This window comes from Curtobacterium sp. BNK-1, assembly GCF_048685235.1.
Classification (GTDB): domain Bacteria; phylum Pseudomonadota; class Gammaproteobacteria; order Enterobacterales; family Enterobacteriaceae; genus Pantoea; species Pantoea agglomerans.
In genome coordinates this window covers 689,286-705,357 of record NZ_JBLQTJ010000001.1, presented here as the reverse complement: position 1 = coordinate 705,357, position 16,072 = coordinate 689,286, and the positions used below count along the sequence as shown (strand labels likewise).

General features: G+C 58.2%; 11 protein-coding genes. 3 read left to right on the top strand and 8 right to left on the bottom strand.

The annotated features are described in order from the left end of the window. Positions 1–8 precede the first annotated feature (8 nt). The 7 genes from ACMGGP_RS03150 to phoB all read right to left on the bottom strand — a co-directional run bounded on the left by ACMGGP_RS03150 (position 9) and on the right by phoB (position 9,382). Complete coding sequence (locus tag ACMGGP_RS03150) at positions 9–1,577, bottom strand: sensor domain-containing diguanylate cyclase (protein ID WP_022626133.1); 1,569 nt, start codon at positions 1,575–1,577, stop codon at positions 9–11. A 441-nt stretch (positions 1,578–2,018) separates the two neighbouring features. Then, entirely contained in the window at positions 2,019–3,371 is a 1,353-nt protein-coding gene (gene proY, locus ACMGGP_RS03145) for a proline-specific permease ProY (RefSeq protein ID WP_010255326.1), read from the bottom strand. A gap of 70 nt (positions 3,372–3,441) precedes the next feature. After that, on the bottom strand, positions 3,442–4,761 hold the full coding sequence (gene brnQ, locus ACMGGP_RS03140; protein ID WP_033771063.1) for a branched-chain amino acid transporter carrier protein BrnQ: 1,320 nt from the start codon (positions 4,759–4,761) through the stop codon (positions 3,442–3,444). Positions 4,762–5,152: 391 nt separating this feature from the next. Then, a complete protein-coding gene (locus ACMGGP_RS03135; RefSeq protein ID WP_132499503.1) occupies positions 5,153–6,259 on the bottom strand; it encodes a cobalamin-independent methionine synthase II family protein in 1,107 nt (368 codons plus the stop codon). 165 nt (positions 6,260–6,424) lie between these two features. Then, on the bottom strand, positions 6,425–7,345 hold the full coding sequence (locus ACMGGP_RS03130) for a PstS family phosphate ABC transporter substrate-binding protein (protein WP_498798128.1): 921 nt from the start codon (positions 7,343–7,345) through the stop codon (positions 6,425–6,427). Between the two features lie 19 nt (positions 7,346–7,364). Further along, positions 7,365–8,678, bottom strand: coding sequence for a phosphate regulon sensor histidine kinase PhoR (gene phoR / locus ACMGGP_RS03125; RefSeq protein ID WP_498798127.1), 1,314 nt, complete (start codon positions 8,676–8,678; stop codon positions 7,365–7,367). Positions 8,679–8,692: 14 nt separating this feature from the next. Beyond that, a complete protein-coding gene (phoB, locus tag ACMGGP_RS03120; protein ID WP_003852491.1) occupies positions 8,693–9,382 on the bottom strand; it encodes a phosphate response regulator transcription factor PhoB in 690 nt (229 codons plus the stop codon). 197 nt (positions 9,383–9,579) lie between these two features. Between phoB and sbcD the strand changes: the two genes are divergently transcribed. The 3 genes from sbcD to ACMGGP_RS03105 all read left to right on the top strand — a co-directional run bounded on the left by sbcD (position 9,580) and on the right by ACMGGP_RS03105 (position 14,967). Continuing rightward, a complete protein-coding gene (gene sbcD, locus ACMGGP_RS03115; protein ID WP_498798126.1) occupies positions 9,580–10,779 on the top strand; it encodes an exonuclease subunit SbcD in 1,200 nt (399 codons plus the stop codon). Next, positions 10,776–14,450 carry an AAA family ATPase gene (locus ACMGGP_RS03110; RefSeq protein ID WP_498798125.1) on the top strand — a complete coding sequence of 1,225 codons (3,675 nt, stop codon included), beginning with the start codon at positions 10,776–10,778 and terminating at the stop codon, positions 14,448–14,450. The genes sbcD and ACMGGP_RS03110 overlap by 4 nt, the downstream gene beginning before the upstream one ends. Before the next feature lie 124 nt (positions 14,451–14,574). After that, on the top strand, positions 14,575–14,967 hold the full coding sequence (locus ACMGGP_RS03105; RefSeq protein ID WP_157351621.1) for a cell envelope integrity TolA C-terminal domain-containing protein: 393 nt from the start codon (positions 14,575–14,577) through the stop codon (positions 14,965–14,967). Here the strand turns inward: ACMGGP_RS03105 and qhpR are convergent. After that, a complete protein-coding gene (gene qhpR, locus ACMGGP_RS03100) occupies positions 14,964–16,031 on the bottom strand; it encodes an AraC-like transcriptional regulator QhpR (protein ID WP_498798124.1) in 1,068 nt (355 codons plus the stop codon). The genes ACMGGP_RS03105 and qhpR overlap by 4 nt on opposite strands. Positions 16,032–16,072 lie beyond the last annotated feature (41 nt).

The following is a 16,072-nucleotide window of genomic DNA, read 5'->3' as shown; positions in this document are numbered from 1 at the left end:
AACGTACCTCAGGGTGAGTGAACCGAATGTGCCTGGGTCACCACCCGGTTCCGGCCTTCATGCTTGGCCCTGTACAGAAGGTGGTCTGCCACAACCAGCGCTTTTTCTCTGTCATCGCCATCGTGAGCGAGCTCACAAACGCCTGCTGAAATCGTAATGTGCTTCACTGCGGGAAACTGCGCGTTTGCAATGTTTTCACGTATACGGTTTACAACCAATCCGGCTTCGGTCAGCGTTGTGTCTGGAAAAAAAATGACAAACTCTTCACCGCCAAACCGGCAGATGATGTCCTGAGTACGGCATCCTTTTTTTAATAGATCTGATACGGCCACCAGTACCTCGTCCCCTGTATCGTGTCCGAACTGATCATTAACCTGTTTAAAGTGGTCGATATCAAACAGAGCCAGGCTGTGTGAACCCTGTCCCCCGACAAAAGGTGCCGTGAGTTGATCGAAGCCCCGCCGGTTGTGTAATTTCGTCAGATGATCCGTCAGAGCATCATCGCGCAGTATAGAAAATGTTTTATCGATGGCTGCTGAATAAGCCTGAAATGCTTTTTTTAGCCTGTCAGCTTCTTTGTACCACGTTTTAATTCCGTCCATTTTTCCTGATAATCGCCCGATCGCGCCTGAGCTGGTCAGGCGGGCCAGATTTTCGAGTGGCTGTGAAATTCTGGCGGAGATGTAAAGACTCACAATGACCAACAGAAGCGCCAGCACCAGCCCGTAGAGGATCACATCACTTACGATGCGGTTGAGAATTGCGCTCGTCACGTCAGATGAAACGCAGACGAATACATGCCAGTTCGTTTTCACAACGTCCGAATAACCCAGCAGGCAACTCTGTTGATTAAACAGGGTTTTCACTGCGCCATATTTTTTCTGTTTCAGTTGCGCCGACAGATCCGCACTCAGGTTGATGCTTTTTCCGGTCAGAGCCTCATCCGCGGAGTAAACCACTTCACCGGTATCGGAAACAATGCTGACAGTCGTCTTATCAGCATAGAAGTGCTGGTTCAGAAGACGGCTCAGCATACTGCTCCTGGTCAGATAGATTGAGCCTGCCAGATACCCCAGATATTCGCCTGACGGCGAATAGACCGGGTTCGACAAAAAGACGAGATAGTTTCCCGTATAGGGGGTGAGTGGGTCAGAAACAAAAGGGCCTTTTTTTACGGCCTCCAGCTGCCCGGACGCCACACTCAGCGACGTACCGGATGGAATGAAATTTAAGGGAGAAGCGGCCACGACCCGCCCCTCGGGCGACAGGGCCAGCACGGAACTGAACATGTCTGACTGCAGACGTAGCCTGTCGGTTTCATGCTGCAGAACCTGCAAATCCCTGTAGCTGGTTATCTGTGCGGCGCTGAAAGCCAGTTCCTTCTGGGCCGTCCGGAACATGTTATCGGCAGTGTTGGCCAGTTTACGTGCATATGCCGTGCTGGATTCAAGGAGACGTTGTTCTGCCTGGTTCCTCAGCACAAAGCCGGTCACTGTGGAAAGCAGAATTGCTGTAAGGAGTATGCAGCACACAGAGTGCAGGCACAGCAGACTCTTTAGTGAGGGCTTGTTGAACATGGTTTGTCCCTGAATGACTTGTTATTTGTGTTGCCGAATTAATGCTGGCACGGACAGTTAACAAGATAGGGGCGGTCAGGCAATTAGTAAATCAGCATTATTGTTGATACGAATAGAGCCTGAGACGCATTTGCAGGCGTCAATCCAGCGAAATAAAGCGCGGATTGACTGTCATAAGCGCCACATCGATATCGATCACTACAGATGGACGGCCGGTTACGCCCGTCTGCGCGCCTGAACGATAGTCCCGCTAACGCCCGATGACCATTACTTTCACTCCCCTGCGCCAGTGGCCAGGCTCGCGGCCAGGATTCCCCTCCGGGCGCTGACGAACGCCTTCAGACAAAACCCGATCAGGGAGGCCAAAAAAACAGCCCCAGCCGCAGCATTATCTGCAGCCGGGCTTCAACAGTCTCACTCCAGCCAGCATGGAAAACATCCTTAGCGGACTTTACGAACCAGCTTATAGCCCAGCAGCAGCACCACTATCCACACCATACCGACATAGAGGGAAATGCGGGTATCGGGGAAATAACCAATCAGACCGATAATAAAGCAGAGGAAGGCTACGCCGACGCCAGCAGTCCAGCTGCCGCCTGGCAGCGCAAACTGCAGCTTACTGGCCGCCTCTTTGCCAATTTTGCGACGGAACGCGATCTGCGACAGCAGAATCATGATCCAGACCCACACTGTTGCAAAGGTCGCCAGCGAGGCGATCACCAGGAAGACTTTTTCCGGCATCAGGTAGTTGAGATAAACCGCAATCAGCATGGCGAACATCATCACCACCACTGTCACCCACGGAATCCCGCGCGAAGAGACCTTCATAAAGACCTTCGGCGCATGTCCCTGCTGCGCCATCCCGTGCAGCATGCGGCCCACGCCAAACACATCGCTGTTAATCGCCGAGAGTGACGCGGTCAGCACCACAAAATTGAGGATAGAGGCGGCCGCCGCAATGCCCAGATGCTGGAAGGTCAGCACAAACGGGCTGCCCGAGGTGCCCACCTGATTCCACGGGTAGATCGACATAATCACAAACAGCGTGCCGACGTAGAACACCAGAATGCGCCACGGCACCGAGTTGATGGCGCGCGGAATCGACTTCTCCGGATCTTTCGCTTCACCGGCGGTGATACCGATGATTTCGATACCGCCATAGGCAAACATCACCATCTGCAGCGACAGCAGCATACCGACTACGCCGTGCGCAAAGAAGCCGCCGTTAGTCCAGAGATTGTGGATGCCGGTCGGCTGGCCGCCGTTGCCGAGCCCCCAGATGATCATGCCGAAACCGGCCAGAATCATCACGATAATGGTGGCGACTTTGAAGAAGGAGAACCAGAACTCCACTTCGCCAAACACCTTCACGCTCATCAGATTGACGGCACCGATGATCAGCACCACGCTCAGCACCCAAATCCAGTGCGGCACCTCAGGGAACCAGACGCCCATATAGATGCCGAACGCCGTGACATCCGCAATCGCCACAATCAGGATTTCAAAACAGTACGTCCAGCCGGTGATGTAGCCTGCCATCGGCCCAAGATAGTCCTGCGCGTAACGTGAGAAGGAGCTGGCCTGAGGATTGTTAACGGACATCTCACCCAGTGCGCGCATGATGATGTAAGCCACTGCCCCGCCGATGATATAGGCGAGCAGCACGCTCGGTCCGGCCATTTTTATCGCGTCAGCGGAACCGTAGAACAGCCCGGTGCCAATCGCCGATCCCAGCGCCATAAAGCGGATGTGGCGCGTGCTCAGTCCGCGTTTGAGCTTGTTGGTTTCTTGCATAACAACCTGTACCTGTGAAATGAAAAAACCACGGGCAGGCCCGTGGTTAAAGAAAACTCAGTGCTCTCTGCTACGAGTGAACGGTCACCTGTTCCGGCCCTTTCACCCGATCAACAACAGCGGCAATCAGCAGCATCACCAGCGACGGCGGCAACCAGGCGAGACCCTGATCGGCCAGCGGCAGATGCTGACTGAAAGCGGGCAGCAAATCTTTAAACCCGGTGGTTTTAATCGCATCAACAATACCGAACAGCAAGCTGATTAACATGGCTGGCGCGATAATCCGGCTGCTCTTATTCCACCAGTTGAGGGTGAAACTCAGCACCACCAGCACGATACAGGGCGGATAAATTGCCGTCAGTACCGGGATGGAAATCTGAATCAGGTGGCTCAGGCCGAGATTCGACACCACCATGGAGAACAGACCCAGAATAAACACCAGCGTTTTATACGATAACGGCAGGTATTGCGCAAAAAATTCCGCACAGGCACAGGTCAGGCCTACGGCGGTCACCATACAGGCGACGAAGATCAGCGCAGCAAGGAAGAAGCTGCCCATGTTGCCAAAGGTGTGCTGAACATACGCGTGCAGAATCGCTGCGCCGTTAGCGTTTTGATCCACCAGCGCACCGCTGCCCGCGCCCAGCTTAAACAGGCAGAGGTAGACCAGCGTCAGGCCCAGACCGGCGATTAACCCTGCCAGCACGGTATAACGGGTCAGCAGCGCGGCATTATCGACGCCACGCGAACGGGCGGCGTTGACAATTACGATACCAAATACCAGCGCGCCCAGCGTATCCATGGTCAGATAGCCATTGACGAAACCGCTGGAGAAGGCCGCACGCTGATAATCAGCGGTAGCCGGAACCGTGCCGCCAGCAGGCCACACCAGGGCAGCAACGCCCAGCACGGTCAGCGCAATAATTTTTAATGGCGCAAGGAAGTGCCCTACCGTGTCGAGTAGCTTGCCGGGATAGAGCGATACGCCAATCACCAGCGTGAAGTAAATCAGGCTATAGATAAACAGCGGCAGCGCGCCATCACCGGTCAGCGGGGCAATACCCATCTCAAACGAGACCGTTGCCGTACGCGGTGTGGCAAACAGCGGCCCGACAGCCAGATAGCAAACGGTGGCCAGCACGATGCCAGCGACCTTGCCAATCGGGGTGCTGAGCGCATCCACGCCGCCGCCGACGCGGGCCAGCGCGATCACGGTCATCACGGGCAGACCGACTGCGGTAATCAGAAAACCAATCGCGGCAGTCCAGACGTGTTCGCCAGACTGAATACCGACCATGGGCGGGAAAATGATGTTGCCCGCGCCAACAAACAGGGCGAATGTCATAAAGCCCAGCGCGAGAATGTCCTTCGAAGTTAAACGATGTGTCATACGGCCTGTCACTGATGTTGCGGTGGAAGTTGGGTTAGTGTTGTCCCCTCGCTGCGTGTAAACCACGACCAGGCTGACAATGTCAGCGCATTATGCTCGTCGCAGGGTAAAGCGCAGGTGATTTAAGCTGCTTTTATTCTGTTCACAGAGGGATGGATCGACAACGGCGCTAAGTAAAACGTTTATAGCGGTGAAAGGCAATACGGGATCGGAAAACCAGAAGGTTATGCCGCCATTTTTTCAAAAGGCAGTGGATAGCGTTAATTTTTGCAGCAGGCACACAAGATGATGTGCCTAAATAATAGACAGAGCGCGAGAAATCCCCGCATAAACGGGCCTGAAGATACACAAAAGGCGCGTTTTACGCGCCTGTCTGCACAACGTTACAGCACTACCAGACCTGATTCGCGATATCGACCACTAAGCGAATCTTCTGCCACTGCTGCGCCTCGGTCAGGCTGTTGCCCTCTTCGGTTGAGGCAAAACCACACTGCGGACTGAGGCAGATCTGATCCAGACTGACATACTGCGCCGCCTCTTCCAGCCGGGTTTTCACCTGCGCCGGATCTTCCAGTTCACCCACTTTCGTGGTGATGAGGCCCAGCACCACCTGCTGATGACCTGGCTTAATGTAACGCAGTGGTTCAAAACCGCCGGAACGGGCGTTGTCATACTCCAGGAAGAAGGCATCCACGTTGACGCTGCCGAACAGGATTTCTGCGACCGGCCCATAGCCGCCTTCAGAGATCCAGGTTGAGCGGAAGTTGCCGCGACAGACATGCAGACCCACGGTCAGATCGGCAGGTTTACCTTCCAGCGCTTTATTCAACACCTGAGCATAAGTCTGTGCCAGCTGGTCAGGATCGTCGCCACGCGCCCGGATATCGCGCTTCTGATCCTCAGAACAGAGGTAAGCCCAGACGGTATCATCCAGTTGCAGATAGCGGCAGCCCGCGTCATAAAACGCCTGAATAGCTGCTTTGTAGGTCTGCGCCAGATCGTCGAAGTAGTCTGCCAGATCGGGATAGACTTCCGCGTCGATCACCTTGCGGCCACCACGGAAGTGCAGCACGCTGGGGCTGGGAATGGTCATCTTCGGCACCGCATCACCGGCAATACTCTGCAGGAAGCGGAAATGCGCCAGCATCGGATGATCCGCCGGGAAACCGAGTTTGCTCACCACTTTCACGCCATGCGCTTTGGTCTGCACGCCATTAAACTGAATGCCCTGCTCCGCTTCATAGCGCTCTACGCCATTCAGGCCATAGAAGAAGTCGAAGTGCCACCAGCCGCGACGAAACTCGCCATCAGTGACCACTTTCAGACCGTTTTCCCGCTGTTTCGCCACCACATCGCGAATCGCCTCATCTTCAACCTGACGCAGGGCAGCCGCATCGATCTCTCCGGCTGCAAACTGTTCGCGCGCCTGCTTAATGGCGGCGGGACGCAGAAGGCTGCCAACGGTATCGGCACGGAACGGGGCGGTTTCTCTTTGCATGATCACTCCTGTCTCCCCTGCCGGTAATGACGGCAGGAAATAGTTGCATCCTGATATAAATAGCCATCTGGATGGCTACATGTCTGAACACAGAGTGGCATGGGCGGCTTTCTTCTGCAACTGAAGAAAATTCAGTGATGATGAAAAAAATTCACGTTCGGGGGATTAGCGCAGCGCGGCGCGCGCCTGCGTCATCTGACTGTCAGAGAGCGGCAGATAGCCCGCTTCGCTGACCCGCCGCTGTCCCTGTGCCGAAAGTACCTGCTGCAGAAACGCGGCCACCAGCGGCGGCAAAGGTTTGCCGGGCGCTTTATTCACATAGAGATAGAGCGGGCGCGCCCAGGGATAACGGCCACTGCGGATGGCATCGGCATCCGGGGTAATCGCCTGCCCCTGATCATTCATCACTGCCAGCATTTTTACGCCGCTGAGATGAAAGCCAAAACTGGCGTAGCCGATGCTGCGTGAATTACCGGCCACCGCCTGCACTACTGCGGCCGAACCGGGAAACTCCGCCACGTCGCTGCGAAAATCACCTTTGCACAGCGCCTGCTGCTTGAAGAAACCCCAGGTGCCGGAGGCGGAGTTACGTCCATAGCGCTGAATCGTCCGTTTACTCCACTGCGCGCCGGTTAAGCCGAGATCGCCCCAGCGCAGCGGCACGCTGTGTGCGCCACACAGACGGGTAATCGAGAAGATGGCATCGAGCTGACGCGGTTCAATCTGCTGCAGCGGATTGCGCTGATTCACCACTACCACCAGCGCATCCATAGCCACCGGAACCGCCAGCGGCGGATAACCGTAGCGCGCCTCAAAGGCCTGGCGTTCATCTGCCTGCATCGGGCGGCTCATCGGACCGAGTTGTGCTGCACCCGCCGCCAGCGCGGTCGGCGCAGTAGAAGATCCGGAGGCCTGAACCTGGACATTGACGCCCGGCGCCTGGCGACTGAAATCTTCGCCCCACAGCGTCATCAGATAGCCCAGCGTATCGGATCCGACGCTGCTGAGATTGCCGGAGAGCGCGCCGGGCTGGGCCAGTGCCAGGCCCGGCAGCAGAGTAACGATCAACAAAAGAAGGATGCGCATCAGGGAGATCCGGCAGCAATTAATGAACGGCATTCTCCTGCATCACGCTGCTGACAATCAACCTCGCTGGCAGCGTAAAGGTAAAACAGGTTTCCTTGTGCGGCACGCTGGTGATATCGAGCCGGGCGTTATGGTGGCTCAGAGCATGTTTCACTATCGCCAGTCCCAGCCCGCTGCCGCCGGTCGCACGCGAACGCGCTTTATCGACCCGGTAGAAACGCTCGGTAAGACGCGGAATATGTTCTGAGGCGATGCCCGGCCCGTTATCGCACACCCGGAAGATAGCCCCCTGTTTGCCGCGCAGCCAGCTGATATCAATTCGCGTGCCATCCGGTGTGTGGTTTACCGCGTTGTAAACCAGATTGGAGATGGCGCTGCGCAGCTGTTCATCGTTGCCGAACACTTTCAGATGGGGATCGGTATGGAAATGGATATCGTGACGGCCGCCACTCAGCGTTGCCGCCTCATGCTGCAGCAGTTTCAGCATCACCGGCACATCGACCTTCTCTTTCAGATCGATTGCGGGCGCGGCTTCAATGCGCGATAGCGTCAGCAGCTGTTTGACCAGGCTGTCCATGCGGCGCGTCTGCTCCGACATGGTGTGCAGCGCTTTGCTGCGCGAAGGCTCGCTCATCACCGAGTCGTTCATCATCTCCAGATAGCCCTGCAGCACCGTGAGCGGTGTGCGCAATTCATGGCTGACGTTGGCAAAGAAGTTGCGGCGCGCCCCTTCCAGCTGATGCATCTGCGTGACATCACGCGCCACCAGCAGCCACTGCCCTTCGCTGTAGGGCATGACGCGGAACTCCATGTGAAGTTTGTTGTTCAGCACCAGCGTCAGCGGCTTGTCGAAATCGCGCTGGCGAAGATAGCGCGAGAACTCCGGATAACGGAGCAGGTTGAGGATATTCTGACCATTATCTTCCGGCCAGCGCAGACCCAGGTGCTGCTGCGCCAGGCCGTTACACCAGAAAATGGTGCCCTCTTCGGTGGTCAGGATCACCGCATCCGGCAGCGACTCGGCACCGCTGCGGAAACGCTTAATCAGATTGCCCAGTTCACGTCGCCGCCGCCGGTTGCGGAGCTGCATCTGGTAAAGACCATAAAACAGCGGTTCCCAGCTGGCACGCCCGGCTGGTGGCGTCATGGTGCGGTCGAGCCACAGCCAGTGCGACAGCCGCATCAGATTGTGAAAATGCCACAACAGCACCGTCAGCACGCTCACTAGCAGCCACCAGGGCAGACCGCCGAACAGCAGGCCCAGCAGCACTGCGGGCAGACAGACCAGCAGCAGTTCTGTCAGTAATCTCTTCCAGGAGAGGCGTTCCAGCACGGTAAAGGCTCCGTTTAGTAGCGGGCAGAGAAACGATACCCTGTTCCGCGAACGGTTTGTACCATGCGATCGTGGCCGGACACTTCCAGCGCTTTACGTAAACGACGAATGTGAACATCGACAGTACGATCTTCCACATACACATTGGTGCCCCAGACGTGGTTCAGCAGCTGTTCGCGGCTGTAAACGCGTTCCGGGTGGGTCATAAAGAAGTGCAGCAGCTTATATTCGGTGGGGCCCATCTCCAGCGGCGTGGTTTCGGACATCACGCGATGTGAGGAGGGATCCAGACTCAGCCCCTGCATCTCAATCACCTCTTCCACGGCCATCGGCGAAATACGGCGCATCACCGCTTTGATCCTCGCCATCAGCTCTTTAGGTGAAAAGGGTTTGGTAATGTAATCATCGGCACCCACTTCCAGGCCGCGCACCCGATCCTCCTCTTCGCCGCGCGCGGTGAGCATCATCACCGGGATATCGCGGGTCATCGCCTCGCGTTTCAGATGTTTGATAAACTGAATACCGCTGCCACCGGGTAACATCCAGTCCAGCAAAATCAGATCGGGCCAGGGTTCAATCAGCTTGCCAACGGCGCTGTCATAATCTTCCGCCTCGATTGGCTGATAGTCGTTCTGCTCCAGAACAAAACACAACATTTCACGGATGGGGGCTTCATCCTCCACAACCAAAATGCGCTTAGCCATTATTACTCCTGCTGATTATGACGGATGTCACTGAGATTCGCGGCGCCATTATGCGTCAGATTTGTGACACTTTTATGAAAAACATAACCTGCCTGTAACCTCACTGGTAATCATTTATGACAGCGCAGCGACAATTTTTTGCTTTGGCCGCAGAGCCAGTATAATCGCCGGGCGAATCACAACGGCAGGGACTCATCATGCGCATCATTCATACTGCGGACTGGCATCTGGGGCAGTTCTTCTACAACAAAAGTCGGGCAGCCGAACATCAGGCATTTCTCGACTGGCTGTTGATCCAGATTGAACAGCATCAGGTGGATGCGTTGATCATCGCAGGCGATCTGTTTGATACCGGTACACCGCCCAGCTACGCCCGCGAAATGTTCAACCGCTTTGTGGTGGCGCTGCAGCCCAGCGGCTGTCAGCTGATTGTGCTGGCGGGCAACCACGATTCCGTTGCCACGCTGAATGAGTCGCGTGAGCTGCTCGCCTGCCTCAATACCCGGGTGATCGCCACCCCGCAGGAGAAGGATGATGTGCTGCTGCTCAACACCCGCCAGGGCGAGCCGGGCGCGCTGCTGTGTGCGATTCCCTATCTGCGGCCGCGCGATATCCTGCGCAGCCGGGCGGGTCAGTCGGGACGCGACAAGCAGACCTCGCTGCTGGAAGCGATCGCCCACCACTATCAGCAGCGTTTCACCGCCGCCCAGGCGCTGGGCCATGCACTGCCGATTATCGCCACCGGCCATCTCACCACCGTCGGCGTCAGCCAGAGCGATTCAGTGCGCGACATCTATATCGGCACGCTGGACGCCTTCCCGGCCAGCGCGTTTCCCGCGGCTGACTATATCGCACTGGGGCATATTCATCGCGCTCAGCGCGTCGCGGGCAGCGAGCATATCCGCTACAGCGGCTCACCGATTCCGCTGAGTTTTGATGAGCTGGGCACAGAAAAAAGCATCTTCCTGCTGGAACTCACCACCAGCGGCCTGCAATCGGTCACGCCGCTGGTGGTGCCACAGGCGCAGCCGATGCAGGTGCTGAAAGGATCGCTGGCGCAGATTGCAGAACAGTTAAATGCCTTCAGCACGGCAGAGCAGGAGAAGTCGACCTGGCTCGACATCGAAGTCACCACCCAGGAGTACCTCAGCGATCTGCAGCGTCAGGTAGAAACCCTGACCGCCACGCTGCCGGTCGAAGTCCTGTTGCTCCGCCGCAGCCGTGAACAGCGACAACAGAGCCTGGCGCGGCTCGACAACGAAACCCTGAGTGAGCTGAAGGTGGAGGAGGTTTTTGCCCGCCGGCTGGCGCTGGATGAGGAGCTGCAACCAGAGCAAATCGCCGAGATGACCACCCTGTTCCGCCAGACGCTGGCCGCCATGGAAGAGACCCAATGAAGATCCTCACGCTACGGTTCAAAAACCTCAATGCCCTGCGCGGTGAATGGTTCATCGACTTCCGCGCCGAACCTTTCGCCAGCAACGGCCTGTTCGCCATTACCGGTGCCACCGGCGCCGGTAAAACTACCCTGCTGGACGCCATCTGCCTGGCGCTCTATCACCAGACACCGCGCCTGGGCGCGATTTCACAGAGCCAGAATGCGCTGATGACCCGCGACTGTGCCGAATGTCTGGCCGAGGTGGAGTTTGAGATCAAAGGAGAAGCCTGGCGCGCCTTCTGGAGCCAGAACCGCGCGCGCGGCACTGCTGATGGCAAACTTCAGGCGCCGCGCGTTGAGCTGGCACGCTGCGCTGACAACACTATTGTTGCCGATAAAGTCGGTGACAAGCTGAAGCTGATCGAAACCCTCTCCGGGCTCGATTTTGAAAGGTTTACCCGCTCGATGATGCTGTCACAAGGCCAGTTCGCCGCCTTTCTCAACGCCAAAGCCAGTGAGCGCGCGGAACTGCTTGAGGAGCTGACCGGCACCGAAATTTACGGTCTGATTTCCGCCGCCATCTATGAGCGCCACAAAGAGGCAAAAACCCAGCTGGATCTGCTGCGCAGCCAGGCGGGAGCGATGGCGCTGCTGGATAGCGACGCACGCGACGCGCTGCAACAGCAGCTCACCGATCTGACCGATGCGGAACAGCGGCTCAGCGCGCACTATCAGCAGGCGCAGCAACAGCAGCAGTGGCAACAGCAGGCGCAGCAGTTACAGCAGGAAAATGCGCAGGCTGACGTCGCGCTGCAGCAGGCCGAGGCTGCATCCCAGGCGGCAGAGGCCGATCGTCAGCGGCTGGCACGCAGCGAACCGGCTGAAAAGCTGCGGGTAAAACTGCAGCAGCGCGACGCGTTACGCACCGAACAGCAGCAGGTCGTGAGCCGCTGTCAGCAACTCACGGCGGCGCAGCAGCAGGCGCAGACCCAACAGCAGCAGCATCAGCAGCACTACGCGACGACCCAAAGTGCCCGCCAGCAGGCGCTGCAGGAACAGCAGCAGCAGGAAAGTCTGCTGACAGAACAGGTTCTGCCGCTGGATCAGCGGATCAGCGCACTGCAGCAGCAGCTTGCAGAGCAGCAGCAGGAAAATGCCCGACAGCAGCAGCATGCTGATCAGACACAGGCCAGCCTGGCAGAGCAGAAGCGCCAGGTTGAGACATGGCAGCAGGCGATTGCCGAACAGCATCAGTTACGCCAGCAGCTTGCCGATCTCGCCCAATGGGGCGCTTCGCTGCCGGTGTGGCAGGAGAACTTTGCCCTGCTAGCGCAGCGTGAAGCGACCCTGGCCGGACTGGCGCAACAGCGCGAGCAGCAGCAGCGACAGATCGCTGCCCAGCAGGCGCAACAGCAGCAGCAGGCAGAACAGGCGCTTCCGCGCCAGCAGGCGGAGCAACAGGCCCGCCAGGCGCTCTCGCAGGCGGAGCAAGTACTAACTTCGCTACAGGAACAGCATCCGCCTGCCGCACTGCGTCAGGCATTAAGCCAGTTGCAGAACAGCCGTCCGGCGCGTCAGCAACTGCTGCTGCTTTCAACCGAGTGGCAGCCGCTGCACCAGCAGCTGGGCCAGCGCCAGCAGCGGCTTATCGCGCTCGCAAAAGCGCATCAGCAGAGTGAAGCGGAACTCCAGGCCCTGCGCGAGACGTGGAAACGCGAAAAACAGCAGCTGGATGATGTCGAAAAAATCTGCGCGCTGGAGCAGCAGATTGTCGATCTCAGCGATTACCGCGCCCGGCTCGCCGCCGATCAGCCCTGTCCGCTGTGCGGCTCCTGCACGCATCCCGCCGTTGAGGCCTACAGCACGCTGGAAGTAAGTGCTAACCAGCAGCGCCGGGCTGCACTGCAACAACAAACCGAGGCATTGCGCGAAGCGGGCACGGCAAAAAGCGAACAGCTGAAACAGTCAGCCGTGCAACAGCAGACCCTGCGCGATGAGATCGCGGAGATGCAGCAACAGCTCGATCGGCTTGAGCAGCAATGGCAGGCGCTGAGCAGTGAGCTGGCACTTACCTTCCCGCTCGCCGATCGGGATACCTTAACCGCGTGGGAGCAGCAGCAAAGCGAACGTGAAAGCCAGCTTGAGCAACAGCGACAGGCGCAGGAAGCCGCCGAACAGGCGCGTCAGGCCGCAAAGGATTACTATCTTCAGCAGTCACAGGCCTGGCAGCAGCATTTGCAGGCAGAACAGCTGGCGCAGCAGTCGCTGTCCAGCCTGCAACAGGCGCTGGATGCGCTGCAACAGCGTCAGCAGCAGGAACAGCAGGCCATGGCGCAATTGCAGAGTCGTCTGGAGCAGCAGTTCAGTGCACACAACCTTGCCCTACCCGACGCCGCCCATCGCGAGGCGTGGCTGACAGAACAGCAGCGGCGCTGGGAGCGCTGGCAGGAAAGTGAGCGGTTGCTAGCTAACCTGCAACCGCAGCTGTTAAAGGGGGAAACCCAGCTCACTGCCCTGCAACAGCAGGCAGAACTGGAGCAGCAGCAGCTCACCACTCGTCAGCAGCAGCAAAACCAGCGCCAGACGCAGCTCAGCGAGATGCGCCGTGCCCGTCAGGCGCTGTTTGGCGACCGCGAGGTCACCCACGCCCGTCAGCAGATACAGGCTCGCGTTCAGCAGGCTGATGAACAACTGGCACAGCAGCTCACTGCCCTGCAACAGGCGCAGGCCGAGGTCAGTCGCCTGCAGGGTGAGCTTTCGGGGCTGGAAAATCAGCGGCAGACGCTCAATAGCAAACTGGCAGAGGCGGAAAGCGCGCTGCAGCAGGCACTGGAGAGCGCCGGATTCGCGGATGAAGCCAGCCTGCGCGCGGCGCTGCTGGATGAGCAGACCGCAGTGCAACTGCGTCAGCAGTTGCAGCAGCTCGATCAGCAATGCCAGCAGCAGCAGGCGCGACTGGCGGATCTGCGTCAGCGGCTCAGTCTCCATCAGCAGGCGAAACCCGAGGCGATACCGGAATCCGCCGAGGCGCTGGCGCAGCAGCTGGAGCAGTTACGGCTGGCACTGCGCGACAACGCCAGCCAGCAGGGTCAGATTCAGCAGCAGCTGCAGAGCGATGCCAGCCTTCGTGTGCGCCAGCAGAGCCTGATGACGCAGATTGAACAGGATGGTGTGGCGCTGGCGCAGTGGAGCCTGCTCAACGATCTGATTGGCTCCGCCAGCGGCGATAAATTCCGGCGCTTCGCCCAGGGCTTAACGCTGGATCACCTGGTGGCCCTGGCTAACCGTCAGCTCGATCGACTGCATGGCCGCTATCTGCTGCAGCGACGGGCGCAGGATCTGCTGGAGCTGGATGTGGTCGATACCTGGCAGGCCGATGCGGCGCGCGATACCCGCACGCTGTCGGGTGGTGAGAGCTTCCTGGTGAGTCTGGCGCTGGCGCTGGCGTTGTCGGATCTGGTCAGCCACAAAACGCGCATCGAATCGCTGTTTCTGGATGAGGGTTTTGGCACGCTGGATGCGCAGACGCTCGACACCGCGCTGGATGCCCTGGACGCGCTTAATGCCAGCGGCAAAACCATTGGGGTCATCAGCCATGTTGAAGCGATGAAGGAGCGCATTCCGGTACAGATTAAAGTACGCAAGATGAATGGGCTGGGTTACAGCCAGCTGGAACTGCCGCAGGGATAGCGGGCGCCAGGGCGGCAAATTCTGGTTCTGTCGACAGTCGGAGTAATGCCATAGCATTCATGATGCCGGTCTGTAGACTGTCGGCAGCAGACCGGAAGATCTTTAAGGAAAGTTGGCCAGTTAAATGAATTTAATTAATATAACGATGAGAATGTTGCCGGGGGTGATTATTGCAATGTCGCTCAGCGCCTGTCAGCATCCTGTGACAAAGCAACGGGATAGCGTGGCAAACCTCTGTCAGCCGTCGAAAGATCCTGACAGCCAATCCTGTCACTGGACTAATCAAATGCAGCCAGTACTGAACCGGCAGTTCAGCGATGCGGCGCGTTACGCCGGGCAGCAATGTCTGGTACGGATGGAGTGGCAACCACACAGCAGACATTATGCGGTGACCCAGACGCAGGGTGATGAAGCGCTCTGCCTGCGCGCCTGGCAGCTGGTCGCGCAGACCCGCGATCTGCCGCCGCCGCCGGAGCCTGGACAGCCGGCGTGGTTCGGCTTTGCGCCGCGCGGTTAGCTGGCCAGACCTTCCTGACGCCACTGGCGCGGACTGATGCCAAACCAGCGACGAAACGCGCGTGAAAACGCGCTGACTTCCGAGTAGCCCAGCAGCAGCGCCATCTCAGAGATGGGCAGCTGCTTCTGCTGCAGATAGTATGTCGCCATTTCGCAGCGCACCTGATCGACCAGCGCGGTAAAGCTGCTGCCCTCTTCGCGCAGCCGCCGCTGCAGTGACCAGCTCGACAGTCCGAGCTTATCCGCCACCTCTTCCAGCACCGGCTCACCCTGCATCAGCGATAAATTAACCTGCGAACGCGCCTGTTCAATCATGCTCTGCTGCGACGTCCCACGGTTAAGCCGTCGGATCGCATCCTGCATCACCATTAACAGGATCGGATCGCTCTCCGGCATGGCGCGCAGCAGATCGCGCTTGGGGATCACCAGTGAATTAAACGGCTGATCGAACCAGACCGGCGCATCAAACACTTTGCAGTGATCGTGCCACTGCCCGGGACGCGGATGTTCAAAGTGGACTTCGCGCGGTGCCCAGTGTCTGCCCGCCACGTGGCGGATCAGATTCATAAACATCCCCAGCGTCAGCTCCGCATCCTGACGGCGCGACAGGATCGCGCCATGTCGCACCTGATAGTCCAGCCGCCAGCACTCTCCCTTATCCACCAGCCGGGTTAAGGTGTCGTGCTGATGCCAGGGAAACGCGTTGACCACATTATACAGCGCCTGTTCCAGCGTGGCGGAGCACAAACCGATGTAGCCGATCAGGCCTAATGACTGCGGTTTAAACTGCCTGCCGTAGTGCAAACCGAAGTTATCAAAACCGGAGTGACGCGCTGCCTCTTCCAGCACCCGACAGTAGTTAACCAGCCCCAGGCTGAGCGTCGGGCTGGCCAGGCGCTCCGGATCGATGCCGCTGATGCCGAAGATGCGATCAACATCTCCGCCCTGGGTATGAATAAAGTCGCTTAAGCCAGTCGCCGCCGCTGCCAGCACGCCGTGATTGCCTGCCCCCGCCGCTGCCGGGCAGGCCGCAAACGCATCGGGCTTTATCAGTGTCGGATTCATGGTCGCCTCAGTCAGAATTCAGGTGGATCACCCGTTACTTC

Excerpts from the sequence above, each read along its gene's own strand:
- ACMGGP_RS03105 (WP_157351621.1), top strand. The coding sequence starts at position 14,575 with ATGAATTTAATTAATATAACGATGAGAATGTTGCCGGGGGTGATTATT.
- ACMGGP_RS03135 (WP_132499503.1), bottom strand. The coding sequence starts at position 6,259 with ATGCAAAGAGAAACCGCCCCGTTCCGTGCCGATACCGTTGGCAGCCTT.
- phoB (WP_003852491.1), bottom strand. The coding sequence starts at position 9,382 with ATGGCTAAGCGCATTTTGGTTGTGGAGGATGAAGCCCCCATCCGTGAA.
- sbcD (WP_498798126.1), top strand. The coding sequence starts at position 9,580 with ATGCGCATCATTCATACTGCGGACTGGCATCTGGGGCAGTTCTTCTAC.
- proY (WP_010255326.1), bottom strand. The coding sequence starts at position 3,371 with ATGCAAGAAACCAACAAGCTCAAACGCGGACTGAGCACGCGCCACATC.
- ACMGGP_RS03130 (WP_498798128.1), bottom strand. The coding sequence starts at position 7,345 with ATGCGCATCCTTCTTTTGTTGATCGTTACTCTGCTGCCGGGCCTGGCA.
- ACMGGP_RS03110 (WP_498798125.1), top strand. The coding sequence starts at position 10,776 with ATGAAGATCCTCACGCTACGGTTCAAAAACCTCAATGCCCTGCGCGGT.
- qhpR (WP_498798124.1), bottom strand. The coding sequence starts at position 16,031 with ATGAATCCGACACTGATAAAGCCCGATGCGTTTGCGGCCTGCCCGGCA.
- ACMGGP_RS03150 (WP_022626133.1), bottom strand. The coding sequence starts at position 1,577 with ATGTTCAACAAGCCCTCACTAAAGAGTCTGCTGTGCCTGCACTCTGTG.
- brnQ (WP_033771063.1), bottom strand. The coding sequence starts at position 4,761 with ATGACACATCGTTTAACTTCGAAGGACATTCTCGCGCTGGGCTTTATG.